The sequence below is a fragment of the Streptomyces sp. NRRL B-3229 genome, assembly GCF_000719505.1.
GTDB lineage: Bacteria > Actinomycetota > Actinomycetes > Streptomycetales > Streptomycetaceae > Streptomyces > Streptomyces griseorubiginosus.
In genome coordinates this window covers 110,365-125,491 of record NZ_JOGP01000001.1, presented here as the reverse complement: position 1 = coordinate 125,491, position 15,127 = coordinate 110,365, and the positions used below count along the sequence as shown (strand labels likewise).

Genomic DNA, 15,127 nt, shown 5'->3' with positions numbered 1-15,127 from the left:
AGCGAGGGAACACCGTCATGAGCACCACCTTGGAGCCCTTGGAGCCTCTGGAGTCCATGGAGCCGACCCTGTCGGTCCGGCAGGTCCTCATGCTGGAGCGGGTCCTCGCCGGGGAGCCCGAGGTGGTGGCGGGTGCCGGTCAGCTCGACCGGGCCGTGCGCTGGGTCCATGTCGCCGAGGCCGCCGACGTCGGGGTGATGCTCAGCGGCGGCGAGATGGTCCTCACCACCGGGGTGCTGCTGGCCGGGGACGACGACAAGCAGGCCGAGTACATCCAGTCGCTGCACCGCGCGGAGGCCGCGGCCGTGGTCCTCGGACTCGGCCGCGCCTTCCCGGCGCCGCCGGACGCGATGCGCCGGGCCGCCGAGCGGTGCGGACTGCCGATGGTCGTCCTGCACCGGCCGTTCCCCTTCGCCGAGTTGACGGAGGAGGTCCAAGCCCGGCTGGTGCGGCGGAAGTTCGCCGCCATCAGCATGTCCGAGGCCGTGCGGACCGCCCTCACCGGACTCATCACCGCGGGCGCCCCGCTCCAGCACCTGCTGGACGAGATCGCCCACCACAGCGGCTGCCCCGTCGTCGTCACCAACCTCGCGCACCGCGTCCTCGCCACCGCGGGGGAGCGGTCCGCGGTGGACGACGTGCTGCGCGACTGGGAGCGCATCGCCCGCCAGGCATGGGGGCACCTCCCAGGCCGTTCAGGCACTGGGGGAGGCAGCGAGGGCGACCGCTGGATCCGCGCCGAACTCGGCGGGCGCGGGGAGCGCTGGGGCCAGATCATGCTGTGCGGCTACCGCGGCGACACCGCCACCGGCCGCCTCCTCGCCGACCGCGCCGCCGAGTCCCTCGTCCTGCACCGCATGCTCGGCGGCACCTCCGCCCACACCTGGGAGGAGCAGTCCGCGCAGAGCCTGCTCACCGACCTGGTCAGCGGGGTCGTACCGGCGCGGCAGCTGCTGCCCCGCGCGCGGGCGGCCGGCCTTCCGGTCAACCGGCGGACCTTCGTGCCGCTCGTCGTACGAGACGGCGATCCCGCCGAACTCGACCGTGTCCTACGGCTGTTGGGGCTGCCCGGGATCGTCGCCGAACTCGCCGACGGGGCCACCGCCGTGCTGCTGAGCCTGGCCCGGGACCAGGACGCCACCATCCTCACGGCGAACTTCGCGGCCCGGCTGGCCGGGACCGTGGTGGCGGCGGCCGACCCCCGTACGGCCTGGGACGACGTGCCCGCCGGGATGCGCGAGGCCCGGCATGTCGCCGACGCCGTCGCGTCCGGGGTGCTCGACCTCCCGGCCGTCGTACGCCTCAAGGACGTCCATCTGCGCGGCCTGATCAGGCTGTTGCGGGACGATCCGCATGTGCAGTCCTTCGCGGAGCGCGAGCTGGACGGGCTGCTGTGCGACTCGGGCTCGGGTGCCGCGGACGATCTGCTCGCCGTGCTGCGCACCTATCTCGCCACCGGCCGCAACAAGTCCCGCACGGCCCAGCTCCACCATGTCTCGCGGCCCGCGCTCTATCGCCGGCTGGAGGCGATACAGGGCCGGCTCGGCGTCGACCTCGACGATTTCGAGCAGGCGGCCTCAGTGCACATCGCGCTCCTCGCGCACGACGCGCAACAGAGCTGAAACATGCCATGACCTGGGAAAACGGCGGTGAAACATGGGCTCGCGAAAGGGTGACACGGTGGCACGCCGGGTGCCCGCAGACGTGACACCGTGCAACTCAAAGCCGGTTTTCGGACTTCCTACGCTTCTCGCACACCGAGCGACCGGAGGTCCCGATGAGCAGAGTGATTCGTGCCGCCCTCTTCCAGACCGCGTGGACGGGCGACAAGGAGTCGATGATCCAGGTACACGAGCAGGCGGCCCGGGACGCGGCCGCGCAGGGTGCTCAGGTCCTGTGCTTCCAGGAGCTGTTCTACGGGCCGTACTTCTGCCAGGTCCAGGACAAGGCGTTCTACGAGTACGCCGAGCAGATCCCCGACGGGCCGATCGTCAAGCGGTTCCAGGCGCTGGCCAAGGAGCTGGGCATCGTCCTGATCCTGCCGATGTACGAGGAGGAGCAGCCCGGCGTCCTCTACAACACCGCCGCCGTGATCGACGCGGACGGCTCGTACCTCGGCAAGTACCGCAAGCACCACATCCCCCAAGTGCCGGGATTCTGGGAGAAGTTCTACTTCCGCCCCGGCAACCTGGGATGGCCGATCTTCGACACCAAGGTCGGGAGGATCGGCGTGTACATCTGCTACGACCGCCACTTCCCGGAGGGCTGGCGGGCGTTGGGGCTCGCGGGCGCCGAGATCGTCTTCAACCCGTCGGCCACCTCGCGCGGACTGTCCGCCTACCTGTGGCAGCTGGAGCAGCCGGCCGCGGCGGTCGCCAACGAGTACTTCGTGGGGGCGATCAACCGGGTGGGCGTGGAGGAACTGGGCGACAACGACTTCTACGGGACGACCTACTTCGTCGACCCGGAGGCCCAGTTCGTGGGCGAGGTGGCGAGCGACAAGGAGACCGAACTGGTCGTCCGCGACCTGGACATGGCCAAGCTCCGCGAGGTACGCGACCGCTGGCAGTTCTACCGCGACCGCCGTCCGGACGCGTACGAGCCGCTGACGGCGCCGTAACAGCCGACGTCGGCACCCGCGCCCTGTTTTCAGGGGCGCGGGGCAGCGTCCATATGCGGCTCCACCGCGTGGGCGCGACCAGCCACAGATGACCGTCACTTTCTTCGACAACCGAACGGAGCGTGAACCCATGGCCGGCCGTACCGTCATCAGCGGTGGACTCGTCATCACCGCGTCCGACGAGATCCACGCAGACGTGCTGATCGAGGACGGCCGCATCGCCGCCCTCGCCGTGCCCGGTACCCAGAGCTGGACCGCCGACCGCACGATCGACGCCACCGGAAAGTACGTCATCCCCGGTGGCGTCGACGCCCACACGCACATGGAGCTGCCCTTCGGCGGCACCTTCGCCTCCGACACCTTCGAGACCGGCACCCGGGCCGCCGCCTGGGGCGGCACCACCACCATCGTCGACTTCGCCGTGCAGAGCGTCGGCCACACCCTGCGCGAGGGCCTCGACGCCTGGCACGCCAAGGCGGAGGGCAACTGCGCCATCGACTACGGCTTCCACATGATCGTCTCCGATGTGAACCGGGAGACGCTCAAGGAGATGGACCTGCTGGTGGAGGAGGGCGTCACCTCCTTCAAGCAGTTCATGGCCTACCCCGGTGTCTTCTACTCCGACGACGGCCAGATCCTGCGCGCCATGCAGCGCTCCGCCGAGAACGGCGGACTGATCATGATGCACGCCGAGAACGGCATCGCGATCGACGTCCTGGTCGAGCAGGCGCTGGCTCGCGGCGAGACCGACCCCCGCTATCACGGCGAGGTCCGCAAGGCGCTGTTGGAGGCCGAGGCCACCCACCGCGCCATCAAGCTCGCGCAGGTCGCCGGCGCCCCCCTGTACGTCGTGCACGTCTCGGCCATGGAGGCAGTGGCCGAACTGGCACGCGCGCGGGACGAAGGGCTCAACGTCTTCGGCGAGACCTGCCCGCAGTACCTGTTCCTGTCCACGGACAACCTCGCCGAGCCGGACTTCGAGGGCTCGAAGTACGTGTGCTCGACGCCCCTGCGGCCGAAGGAGCACCAGGCCAAGCTGTGGCAGGGCCTGCGGACCAACGACCTCCAGGTCGTCTCCACCGACCACTGCCCCTTCTGCTTCGTGGGCCAGAAGGAGCTCGGCCGCGGCGACTTCTCGAAGATCCCCAACGGCCTGCCCGGCGTCGAGAACCGCATGGACCTGCTCCACCAGGCCGTCGTCGACGGACACATCACCCGCCGCCGCTGGATCGAGATCGCCTGCGCCACCCCGGCCCGGATGTTCGGCATGTACCCGAAGAAGGGCACCATCGCCCCGGGCGCCGACGCGGACGTCGTGATCTACGACCCGAACGCCGAGCAGATCGTCTCAGCCGAGACCCACCACATGAACGTCGACTACTCGGCGTACGAAGGAAAGCGCCTGACCGGCCGGGTCGAGACGGTTCTCTCGCGCGGCGAACTCGTCATCACCGAGCGGGAGTACACCGGGCACGCCGGGCACGGCGCCTACACCCCCCGCTCCACCTGTCAGTACCTCAACTAGGAGTGGCGCCCATGGACTTCGGACTCGTTCTCCAGACGGACCCGCCCGCCTCGAAGGTCATCAGCCTGATGAAGCGGGCCGAACGCAACGGCTTCACCTACGGCTGGACCTTCGACTCCGCCGTGCTCTGGCAGGAACCGTTCGTGATCTACAGTCAGATCCTCGCCAACACCTCGAAGTTGACCGTCGGCCCGATGGTCACCAACCCGGGCACCCGCACCTGGGAGGTCACCGCCTCCACCTTCGCCACCCTCAACGACATGTTCGGCAACCGCACGGTCTGCGGCATCGGCCGCGGCGACTCCGCGATGCGCGTCGCGGGCCGTACGCCCAACACCCTCGCCCGCATCAGCGAGGCCATGAAGGTCATCAGGGCGCTCGGCTCCGGCCAGGAGGCCGACCTCGGCGGCACCGTCGTCAAGTTCCCGTGGATCAAGGAAGGCGCCGAACTCCCCGTCTGGATGGCGGCGTACGGGCCCAAGGCGCTGAAGATGACCGGTGAGGAGGCCGACGGGTTCATCCTCCAGCTCGCCGACCTGTACCTCACCGAGTACATGGTCAAGGCGGTCAAGGACGCGGCCGCGGCCGCCGGCCGGAACCCGGCGGACGTGAAGATCTGCGTGGCCGCCCCGGCCTATGTCACCGAGGACGACTCGCCGGAGGCACTCGCGCACGCACGCGAGCAGTGCCGGTGGTTCGGCGGGATGGTCGGCAACCACGTGGCCGACCTGGTGTCCAAGTACGGCACCGGCGGTGGCCTGGTCCCGCAGGAGCTCACCGACTACATCAAGGCCCGCGAGGGCTACGACTACTCCCACCACGGCCGTGCCGACAACCCCGACACCGCCTTCGTGCCCGACGAGATCGTCGACCGGTTCTGTGTCATCGGACCGCCCGAGAAGCACATCGAGAAGCTGCACGCGCTGCGCGAGCTGGGCGTCGACCAGTTCGCCGTCTACGACATGCACGACGCCCAGGAAGCGACCATCGACGCCTACGGCTCCACGATCATCCCCGCTGTCAACGCCTGACCAGCACGCCGTAACCGCTCGACCGACCCCCCACTCCTTGTCCCCCCTCCCCTCCGTCCAGGGGAGGGGTGGCGGGGCCGGGAAAGGCCTCCCCGCCCGTCCCGGTCCCGCCCGAGGCCCCCGCACGGCCCATCCCGTCCCGTCCTGATCCGATTGGCCTGCCCATGACCGAAACAGTCCCCACGGGGTCGTCGATACCGCACAACCCCGGTGCTCGCGTCGAGCTCGCCCCCGAGGCCTTCCCCGCCGACAGCCCCTTCGCCAACGAGGACCTGCGTCCCGTACCGGTCGCCGAACGCAAGTGGACGACGTACAACTTCGCGGCCCTGTGGATCTCCATGGCGCACTGCATCCCCAGCTGGACCCTGGCCTCCGGCCTGGTCGCGCTCGGCATGGACTGGAAGCAGGCCGTGTTCACCATCGCCCTGGCCAACATCATCGTGCTGTTCCCGATGCTGGCCACCGGGCATGCCGGACCGAAGTACGGCATCCCCTTCCCGGTGCTCGCCCGCGCCTCCTTCGGGTTGCGCGGCGCCAACATCCCGGCGCTGATCCGGGCCGCGGTGGCCTGCGGCTGGTTCGGCATCCAGACCTGGATCGGCGGCAGCGGCATCTTCGCGCTGGGCTCCAAGCTGACCGGCGGCCACTGGGAGGACGCGGGCAAGATCGCGGGCAACCCGTGGCCCCTGTGGCTCTGCTTCATCCTGTTCTGGGCGCTCCAGATCGCGATCATCTACCGCGGCATGGACTTCCTGCGGCACTTCGAGAACTGGGCCGCCCCCTTCGTGATCGCGGGCGCACTCGTGCTGCTGATCTGGATCGCGGTCAAGGCCGACGGCTTCGGCGCGCTGCTCGACCAGCCCTCCAAGCTCGGCTGGGGCCCCGACTTCTGGCCGGTCTTCTTCCCGTCGCTCATGGGAATGATCGGCTTCTGGGCCACCCTGTCCCTCAACATTCCCGACTTCACGCGCTTCGGTGCCAGTCAGAAGGCGCAGACCTGGGGGCAGGCCCTGGGGCTGCCGACCACCATGACCCTGTTCGCGGTCCTCGCCGTGCTCGTCACCTCCGGCTCCGAGGCGGTCTACGGCGAGGCCATCTGGGACCCCGTCGCGCTCGCGGCCAAGACGGACAACGCCTTCGGGCTGCTGTTCGCGCTGATCGTGGTGCTGGTCGCCACGATCTCCGTGAACATCGCGGCGAACGTGGTCTCACCGGCGTACGACCTGTCCAACCTGGCCCCGAAGTTCATCAACTTCCGTACGGGCGCGCTGATCACGGGTGTCGTCGGCATCCTGATCTTCCCGTGGAAGCTGATCTCGACGCCCGAGTTCTACATCTTCACCTGGCTCGGCGTGGTCGGCGGTCTGCTCGGCACGGTCGCGGGCATCCTCATCGCCGACTACTGGATCGTCCGGCGCACGGTCCTGCACCTCGCGGACCTCTACACGCCCGGCGGGCGCTACTGGTACGCCAACGGCTGGAACTGGCGGGCGATCGTCGCCTTCGTCGTCGGCGGTCTGCTCGCGGTCGGCGGCTCGTACTCGGCCGTGGGCGCGGACGGCAAGAAGACCGGGCCGTTCCCGGTCGACGGTCTGATCCCGTTCCTCAAGCCGCTGGCCGACTACGGCTGGGCGGTGGGCCTGGCCACCTCACTGCTCCTGTACGTGGCGCTCATGCTGCCCAAGGGCAAGGAGCAGGAGGGCCTCGCGGCCTGACAGCGAAAGCGGTCAGGGGGCCCGGGCCGGTTCGGCTCAGGCCTTCTGACCGCTTTGCAGTGCCGCCACCGCTTCCTTGGCGGCCTTGATGGCGCCCTTGTTGATCTCGTCCGTGGCGGGCGCCTTCTTGGACTCGAAGTCGCTGCCGTTGTACGTCACGGTGACCAGCGCGTTGGAGGCCTGGATCATGACCACGCCCTCACGGGTCTGCTGCTTGTCCTCGGTGGTCAGGTTCACCACCGAGTACCCGGCGTCGCCGACCCCGGGCACGGTTCCGCCGCCGCTCTTCGCGGTGATGTTCTCCTTGTACGACTTCGCGGCCGCCGCGTCGGACTCCGTGATCTCGAAGGAGACGTCGAGCCAGCGGTAGTCGTACCCCTTGAGCGCGTTCCAGGAGCAGGTGCGGCGCAGGGCCGGGTCCGTGGAGGGGATCTCCTTGCCGGCCGTCTTGGCGCCGGGGACCAGCGACTTGATCGTCGCCGCGCCGATGCTGCCGCAGGGGGCGGGGGCGGCGGAGTACCGCTTCGTCGTGGCCGCCGCGGACGCGCCGCCGTCCGAGGACGGCTGGTCGGCGGACTGCGGTGCCGACGCCTTCTGGGGGGCCGGAGTCGCGGCCGGGCCTGACGTCAGCACCCAACCCGCCGCGGCGAGCACGACGACGGGCGAGATGCGCGCGGTGAGGGCGAGCGGCAGGGAAAGAGTTCGCACGGCGCACTTTTCGTGGGGGACGGACGGTGCGGACGGGTCCGCACTGCGGACGGTACGCCAGTTTCACACGTCTCCCTGTGGGGTGGAAGTGCGAACTCGCTCCGTGGTGGGGCCGTCACCGCACCCTGCCGTCGATGCGTCATGTGTCCCTTTATGTCCCGGCGATGGGGTGGTCGAGGGCCGATTCGCCGACCGTCTCAGGCTCTGGCGACGGTGCGCGGGAGGGCCGATTCGATGCGGTCCACGGCCAGGAACGCCCCGTAGGCCGCGAGGTGCACCAGGCACTGGTCGGTGTGCTCCGGCCGCCGCCAGGCCGCCACGTCCTCGTCCGTGATCCGGTACGGCGCGAGCGCGGCCAGCAGCACCAGCCGTGCCCCGGGACGCTCCCGCCGGTCCGGGAAGGTACGGAGGCCCAGCGGGGGATGCGAGCCGTCCCAGTCCAGCAGAACCTCTTCCACGAGATCCTGGTCGTCGGTGCCGAGGAGCCCGGCGCCCGTCATGGCGGCCCGCAGCAGCGCCGCGTAGGCGAGCCCCACGGGGGTGCCGTCCGCCCACGCGGGAGCCTCGCCCGGATCGGGCAGGTCGAGGAGCGACAGTGACGCCCCCGGCCGGGCCGGCGCACGGTCCGGGCGAGCGTGCGGCCAGCGAGACTGCGCACCGCCCTGAAGCGCTGGGCGTTGCCCGGCAGCAGGCTCTCGGTGAGCAGGGCGGACACGATCCGGTTGATGAAGTGGAAGGTGAACGCGGTGCCCAGATAGCCGGGGGCGTGCTCGCGCGGGAACGGGTACGGTCCGGCGCCCGCGCCGCCCGGCACACGCGTGTGCCTGCCCCACTCCAGCACGCGCGCGTGGTCCTCGTTCTCCGGCCGTTCCCCTCGGACGACACGTTCGGCGAGGGCGTGGTCCCCGGTGGCGTGCAGCAGCATGGTGTGCGCGTCCACGCAGAACGGGCAGCGGTTGGCCAGCGAGACCCCGAGCGCCGCCAGCTCCTTGCCGGTGCGGCTGCCGGGACCCGCGATCAGCGACTCGCGCATCAGCGCCCAGGCGGGAGCGAGGAGCTCCGGCGCGGAGGAGAGGGCCACGAAGGTGACGGGTTCGGCGATGCCGAAGTCGCGGGACAGCTGCTCGTAGACCTCGGCGACTGGGCCGGTCGCGGCCTTCGGTGGCTGGGGCCGGGTGTACCGGAAGGGTGTGGGCATGGACAGCAGGGTGCGCCCCGGCCCTGGCGGCGGTCGTCGTACGGCCGAAGGGAGTTGGCGCTGCGTCCGTGAGGGCGGACCGGGCGGAGGACTACTCCCTGGGGAGTAGCGCGGGAGTTGTCCACAGGGCTGACGCCGGTGTCGCCGGAGCGGTCTAGCGTGTGGGAGATGAGCGGGCACTCGGTCGACTCGACCGTCTCACAGCGCCTCGCCGACCTGGCCCTGGCGGTCGTGGTCGGCGCCCTCGCCCTGGTCGCGGCGGGCTTCGACGCGGACACGACCGTCCTCGACCAAGGCCTCCTCGTGGTGAGTTCGGCCGTGCTCGCGTTCCACCGCGCGGTCCCGGTGGCGGTGCTGGCCGTGTCCACGCTGAGCGGAGCGGCCTACGTCCTGCACGCCCACCCGGGGCCCCTCGGGGCGCTGCCCGTCTTCGCCGCCGTGCACCTGGCCTCCCAGCAGGGGCGCCGGGGGTGGGCGGCCGGGGCGAGCGGGCTCTTCCTCGCCGCCTACGCTGCCACGGGCCCGACCGTCCATGAGGCCGTGGAGAAGACCGCACTGCTCGCGGGCTGGTTCCTGTGCGGGGTCGTGACCGGCCTCGCCGGCAGCAACTGGCAGGCCTACCTGCGCCAGACCGAACAGCGTGCCCTGGAGGCCGAGCGGACCCGCGAGGAGGCCGCGCTGCGCCGGGCCGGAGAGGAACGCCTGCGCATAGCACGGGAGTTGCACGACTCCCTCACCCACAGCATCTCCATCGTCAAGCTCCAGGCGGGAGTCGCCGTCCACCTGGCCCGCAAGCGGGGCGAGGAGGTGCCGCCCGCCCTGCTCGCCATCCAGGAGGCGGGCGGCGAGGCCATGCGCGAGCTGCGGGCCACGCTGGAGGTCCTGCGCACCGACGAACCCACCGGCACCCCCGGGCTGCTCGTGGAGCGGGCGAGGGCGGCGGGACTCGCCGTCGACCTGAGCGTCACGGGCGAGGAGTGCGCCCTGCCGGCTCCGCTCGACCGGGCCGTCTACCGGATCGTGCAGGAGTCCCTGACGAACGCGGCCCGGCACGCGGGACCGGCGAAGGTGCGGGTGGAACTGGCCTACGGGACGGACCACTTGACCGTACGGGTGGACGACGACGGGGCCGCGGACCCGGACCGTCCGCCGCGGCCCGGCCACGGCCTCACCGGCATGCGTGAGCGGGTCACGGCCCTGGGCGGCACGCTGAGCACCGGACCACGGGACGAGGGAGGGTTCTCGGTGTCCGCGCGCCTGCCGTTGGAGCCGGGGCCGCGACTGCCGCAGGGGGCTGGATCACACCTGTCCTCCGGAGAGGGGGCGCACCTGCCGTCGGGGCCGGGGCCGGGGCCGGGGCCGCACCTGCCGTCCGGGGCGGGGCAGCAGGTGTCCGCAGAGCTGGGGCAGCGGGTGTCCGCGGAGCCGGGGGAGTCGGCGTGATCCGAGTGGCTCTGGTCGACGACCAGGCGCTGATGCGGGCCGGGTTCCGGGCGCTGCTCGACGCCGAGGACGGCATCGAGGTGGTCGGGGAGGCCGCGGACGGGAAACGCGGCGTGGAGCTGGTGCGCGCGCAGGTGCCCGACATCGCGCTGATCGACGTGCAGATGCCGGTGATGACCGGCATCGAGGCCACCCGACAGATCGCCGAGGACCCGGAGCTGGCCGCGGTCCGTGTGGTCATCCTCACCAACTACGGCCATGACGAGTACGTCTTCGAGGCGCTGCGGGCCGGTGCGAGCGGCTTTCTGCTGAAGGACACCGAACCGGCCGACCTGCTCCAGGCCATCGAGGTGGTCGCCCGCGGCGAGGCGCTGCTGTCACCCGCGGTCACCCGCACCCTGATCGGCGAGTTCGTGTCCCGCCCGCCCGACCGGTCCACCGCCCCCGGTCTGGAGTGCCTCACCCGCCGCGAGCGCGAGGTCACGGCCCTGGCCGCCCGGGGGCTGAGCAACGAGGAGATCGCCGAGCACATGGTGATCAGTCCCCTGACGGCGAAGACGCACGTCAGCCGTGCGATGACGAAGCTGGGGGCCCGGGACCGCGCCCAACTGGTCGTCTTCGCCTACGAGTCGGGGCTGGTGACGGCGCGCCTCAACTGAGTTGCGGACCGGGGGCGTTGATCAGCACTCTGAGGTGATGACCGAGACGGCACCGCGGGTGCGTGAAGAGATCCTCGCCTATTACGCCCGGGGCAAGGAGGACGCCCGTCTCCGAGACGGTGGTGCCCCGGCCGGGCGGCTGGAGTTCTGGCGCACCCAGGACGTGCTGCGGCGACTGCTGCCGCCCGCGCCCGCACGCGTGCTGGACGTCGGAGGCGGCAGCGGAGTGCACGCCGAGTGGCTCGCGCAGGACGGACACCAGGTCCGGATCGTCGACCCCGTACCGCTCCACGTGGAGCAGGCCGCCCGGCTGTCCGCAGTGACCGCGCGCCTCGGGGACGCCCGTGAACTCACCGAGGCCGACGCCTCGTACGACGTGGTGCTGCTGCTCGGCCCGCTGTACCACCTGACCGAACGGGCCGACCGGGTGACGGCGTTGGCCGAGGCGGAGCGTGTTGTCAGGCCCGGCGGACTGGTGGTCGCCGCCACCATCAACCGGTACGCGCAGCTGCACGACCTGCTGCGCGAGGAGCGCTACTTCACCCCGTCGGTCCGGGCGCACACCGACGCGGTCCTCGCGGACGGCAGGCATCCCTACCAGGAGGGCGGCTTCTTCACCGTGGCGCACTTCGCCCAACCGGCCGAGGTGACCGCCGAGTTCGCCGAGGCGGGGCTGTCCGTCGGGGGACAGTACGGCGTGGAGGGCGTCGCCTGGCTGATGGGCGGGGTCGAGGACTGGCTGGACGACCCCGAGCGGCGGGAGACGGTCCTCGCGGCCTGCCGGCACATCGAGTCCGAGCCGGCACTGCTGGGAACGAGCGGGCATCTGCTCACGGCGGGCAGACGGCCACGGTGACCACGGTCATGGTGAGCACGGTCGCGATGAGCGCGGCCACGGTGAGCAGATGCCGTGTGGGCAACTACGCGGCCGTACCGCCCGAGTAGTCGCCCGCGAAGGTGGTCTCGATCGTGGTCGCCACGGACTGGGCCACCCCGGTGCCGGTGAGGACGATGCCCAACTCACGGTTGGCGGTCAGGGAGTTGCTGCTCAGGTTCATGGAGCCCGCCTCCACCTCCTGGCCGGCGAGGCCATAGTCGGCGACCATGGCCTTGGCGTGGATGTAGAAGCCGTTCGGATCGGAGTACCCGACGACCGTGCCGCCGGCCGCCTTGATCTCGGAGACCTCGCTCGCGTAGTCGCCCGGCGTCTCCAGCACCACCCGCACCTTCACTCCCGCCTTCGCCCGTGCCGCGACGGCGTCGACCACCGCGCTGTCGCTGAACTCCAGTTCCTCGACGTCGAGCGTCTTCGTGGCCGCGTTCACCACGGACAGCAGCCGGTCGCGGGAGTCCGTGGGCGACCAGAGCAGATGGTCGCCGTCGGTGGGGGTGACCGAGGTGCCGGCGTAGTCCGCGGCGAACACCTTCTCGATCGCGGCGACATCGCGGCTGTCGTCGGTGAACACGCCGTAGTCACGGCCGGTCGCGTAGTACTGGGAGGTCAGATTGCCGGTCAGGACAAGGGACTTGGTGCCATCCACGGTGATCGTCTTCTGGTGCGTGTAGACGAAGCCCGACGGCGACCACACCACGCCCACACCCGCATTGGTCAGTGCCGTGTAGGCGGAGCCGTTGGCGCTCTGGTGCGCGCGGTCCAGCACGACCCGGACGGTGACGCCCTTGTTCTTCAGAGCGATCAGGTCATTGACGGCCGTGGTGTCCTCCAGCTCGTACATAGTCATGTCGAGGGACGTGGTGGCGGAGTCGATGAAGTCGTAGATCGTGGGTTGCGTGGTGCCGCTGCGCGAGAAGGCGAAGGCGGTGTAGGTCGCGGCGTCGGCGGGGACGGAGGCGGCGAGGACCGCGGCGCAGGCGGCGAGCGTGACACCAGCGCGGGTGAGGACCTTCGGCAACATGCGTGACTCCTGGTCGAGTTGGGGCCCACGTGGGGGTCGCAGGCGTTCGCATCGCACCACGCGCGTAGAACCCGGAGGAAGGGCAGGCCGGTGAACTCGGGGTTACCGACGGTCCGAGCAGCCGGGCAAAAGGGACTCCGTGCAGGTGGCGGGTGGTTCATGGAGTTCTCGTGCACTCGCAAAGACTTCGTAGACAGGTCGGTGGGGGATGAAAGGATCCCCACAGGCGACCGCTTCGGACCGGCCGAGGCGGGCCCGACGCGCGAGGTGAGAGATGTCGTTCACCACCCGGCCGACCCTCCAGGGCACCTTCGGCATGGTGTCCTCCACCCACTGGCTGGCCTCGCAGTCGGCGATGGCGGTGCTGGAGGACGGCGGTAACGCCTACGACGCCGCGGTGGCCGGCGCGTTCGTGCTGCACGTCGTCGAGCCGCACCTGAACGGCCCCGCCGGTGAGGTGCCGATCCTGCTCGCGCCGGCCGGCGGCGAGGTGCGGGTGCTGTGCGGACAGGGCGTCGCACCGGCCGGGGCGACCGTGGCCCACTACCGGGGGCTCGGCCTGGACCTCGTGCCCGGCACCGGTCCTCTCGCCGCCGCCGTACCCGGCGCCTTCGACGCCTGGATGCTGCTCCTGCGCGACCACGGCACCAAGTCCCTCGCCGACGTCCTCCGGTACGCCATCGGATACGCCGAGGACGGGCACGCGCCCGTGGAGAACGTCGGCGCGACGGTGGAGAGCGTGCGGGAGCTGTTCGAGACGGAATGGACCTCGTCGGCGGAGGTCTATCTGCCGGGCGGCAAGGCCCCGCGACCCGGTGAGCTGTTCCGCAACCCCGCCCTGGCCGCCACCTGGCGGCGGCTGATCGACGAGGTGGCGGACGCGGGGGACCGGGTGGCACAGATCGACGCGGCCCGCGAGGTGTGGCGTACCGGATTCATCGCCGAGGCGCTCGTCCGGCAGGCCCGGCGGCCCACCCTCGACACCAGCGGCACGCGCCACACCGGCACGCTCTCGGCCGCCGATCTCGCCGGGTGGTCCGCGAGCTACGAGGCGCCGGTGACGTACGACTGGAACGGCTGGACCCTGTGCAAGGCCGGCCCCTGGAGCCAGGGCCCGGTCCTCCTCCAGCAGCTCGCCCTGCTGCCGCCCGAGCTGCCCCGGTACGGGTCCGCCGAGTACGTCCATCTGCTGGTCGAGGGCTGCAAGCTGGCCATGGCCGACCGGGAGGCCTGGTACGGGGACGCGGCCGAGGTGCCGCTGAAGGAACTGCTCTCGGCGGAGTACAACGCCGGCCGGCGCGCCCTCGTGGGCGACAAGGCCTCGCACGAGCTCCGGCCCGGCAGTCCCGGGGGGCGCGAGCCGCGGCTCAGCGCGCACGCGCGCGTGATCGTCACCGACGAGCCCGGCTTCAGCCCGATGGGCGTCGGCGAGCCCACGGTCGCCAAGAACCCCACGTCCCCCGTGCCGGGCGAGCCCACGGTCCACCCCGTGCCGGGCGAGCCCGCGGTCCACCCCGTGCCGGGCGAGCCCGGGGTCCTCTCCGACGGCACGACCCGGGGCGACACCTGCCACCTCGACGTCGTCGACCGCTGGGGCAACATGGTCGCAGCCACGCCCAGCGGAGGCTGGCTCCAGTCCAATCCGGTCGTGCCCGAACTGGGCTTCCCGCTGGGCACCCGGCTCCAGATGACCTGGCTGGAGGAGGGCCTGCCGAACTCCCTCACCCCCGGCCGCCGCCCCCGCACCACCCTCACCCCCTCCGTCGCCCTGCGCGACGGCGTGCCCGTCCTGGCCTTCGGCACGCCCGGCGGGGACCAGCAGGACCAGTGGCAGCTCCACTTCTTCCTGGCCCTCGCCCTGCGCTCCCCGGTCCGCGGCGGCCTCGACCTCCAGGGTGCGATCGATGCCCCGAACTGGCACAACGACAGCTTTCCCGGCTCCTTCTATCCGCGCGGCATGCGGCCCGGGAGCGTCACGGTGGAGGCCCGGACGCCTCCCGAGGTGGTGGCGGAGCTACGGCGACGGGGGCACGACGTGACGGTGGGGGACCCGTGGTCGGAGGGCAGGTTGTGCGCGGTGGCGCGGGACCCGGAGACGGGGGTGCTGTCGGCCGGGGCGAACCCGCGCGGGATGCAGGGGTACGCGGTGGGGCGGTGAGGGGGCAGGCCGTCGGGGCGTGCGGTGACAGCGGCGGGCCCCCAAGGGTGCGTGCGGTGACGCCGGGTCCCCAAGGGTGCGTGCGGTGACGTGGACGGGGCGGTTCGGCGAACGGCTTCCTCGGAACCCGGTGTTCACGGTAATTCCATACGGC

11 protein-coding genes and 1 pseudogene are annotated in these 15,127 nt (G+C 71.2%); 9 read left to right on the top strand and 3 right to left on the bottom strand.

All coding sequences use genetic code 11. The features are described 5' to 3' along the window. Window positions 1-17: 17 nt before the first annotated feature. From IF54_RS0100580 to IF54_RS0100560, 5 genes are all read left to right on the top strand, one after another. Window positions 18-1,622: a PucR family transcriptional regulator gene (locus IF54_RS0100580; protein WP_030313258.1), complete on the top strand. Its 1,605-nt coding sequence runs from the start codon at window positions 18-20 to the stop codon at window positions 1,620-1,622. 155 nt (window positions 1,623-1,777) lie between these two features. Further along, window positions 1,778-2,620, top strand: a complete 843-nt coding sequence (locus IF54_RS0100575; protein ID WP_030313257.1) for a nitrilase-related carbon-nitrogen hydrolase — start codon at window positions 1,778-1,780, stop codon at window positions 2,618-2,620. 130 nt (window positions 2,621-2,750) lie between these two features. Next, window positions 2,751-4,145, top strand: coding sequence for a dihydropyrimidinase (gene hydA, locus IF54_RS0100570; RefSeq protein ID WP_030313256.1), 1,395 nt, complete (start codon window positions 2,751-2,753; stop codon window positions 4,143-4,145). An 11-nt stretch (window positions 4,146-4,156) separates the two neighbouring features. Beyond that, window positions 4,157-5,176 (top strand): TIGR03842 family LLM class F420-dependent oxidoreductase, encoded by a 1,020-nt coding sequence (locus IF54_RS0100565; RefSeq protein WP_030313254.1) that lies wholly within the window; start codon window positions 4,157-4,159, stop codon window positions 5,174-5,176. A 164-nt stretch (window positions 5,177-5,340) separates the two neighbouring features. Then, the gene (locus IF54_RS0100560; protein ID WP_030313253.1) at window positions 5,341-6,891 is read left to right on the top strand and encodes an NCS1 family nucleobase:cation symporter-1; all 1,551 of its coding nucleotides are present in this window, start codon (window positions 5,341-5,343) and stop codon (window positions 6,889-6,891) included. Window positions 6,892-6,927: 36 nt separating this feature from the next. Here IF54_RS0100560 and IF54_RS0100555 read toward each other — a convergent pair whose 3' ends face one another. Together IF54_RS0100555 and IF54_RS39300 are read right to left on the bottom strand one after the other, a co-directional pair. Further along, complete coding sequence (locus IF54_RS0100555) at window positions 6,928-7,599, bottom strand: hypothetical protein (RefSeq protein WP_030313251.1); 672 nt, start codon at window positions 7,597-7,599, stop codon at window positions 6,928-6,930. 197 nt (window positions 7,600-7,796) lie between these two features. Beyond that, window positions 7,797-8,797 (bottom strand): annotated as a pseudogene (locus IF54_RS39300) (carboxymuconolactone decarboxylase family protein). A gap of 168 nt (window positions 8,798-8,965) precedes the next feature. On the opposite strand from IF54_RS39300, the gene IF54_RS0100545 reads away from it, so the two are divergent. From IF54_RS0100545 to IF54_RS0100535, 3 genes are read left to right on the top strand one after another with little or no spacing between them, the layout of a single operon-like run. Next, window positions 8,966-10,240, top strand: a complete 1,275-nt coding sequence (locus IF54_RS0100545; RefSeq protein WP_234438885.1) for a sensor histidine kinase — start codon at window positions 8,966-8,968, stop codon at window positions 10,238-10,240. Beyond that, on the top strand, window positions 10,237-10,899 hold the full coding sequence (locus IF54_RS0100540) for a response regulator (RefSeq protein WP_030313247.1): 663 nt from the start codon (window positions 10,237-10,239) through the stop codon (window positions 10,897-10,899). Before IF54_RS0100545 ends, IF54_RS0100540 begins: the two co-directional genes overlap by 4 nt. A 37-nt stretch (window positions 10,900-10,936) precedes the next feature. Further along, window positions 10,937-11,755: a class I SAM-dependent methyltransferase gene (locus IF54_RS0100535; protein WP_030313246.1), complete on the top strand. Its 819-nt coding sequence runs from the start codon at window positions 10,937-10,939 to the stop codon at window positions 11,753-11,755. 64 nt (window positions 11,756-11,819) lie between these two features. On the opposite strand, the gene IF54_RS0100525 is transcribed toward IF54_RS0100535, so the two are convergent. Next, on the bottom strand, window positions 11,820-12,815 hold the full coding sequence (locus IF54_RS0100525) for a phospholipase D-like domain-containing protein (RefSeq protein ID WP_030313245.1): 996 nt from the start codon (window positions 12,813-12,815) through the stop codon (window positions 11,820-11,822). A gap of 274 nt (window positions 12,816-13,089) precedes the next feature. Here IF54_RS0100525 and IF54_RS0100520 point away from each other — a divergent pair, with 274 nt between their 5' ends. Further along, window positions 13,090-14,973 (top strand): gamma-glutamyltransferase family protein, encoded by a 1,884-nt coding sequence (locus tag IF54_RS0100520; protein WP_030313244.1) that lies wholly within the window; start codon window positions 13,090-13,092, stop codon window positions 14,971-14,973. Window positions 14,974-15,127 lie beyond the last annotated feature (154 nt).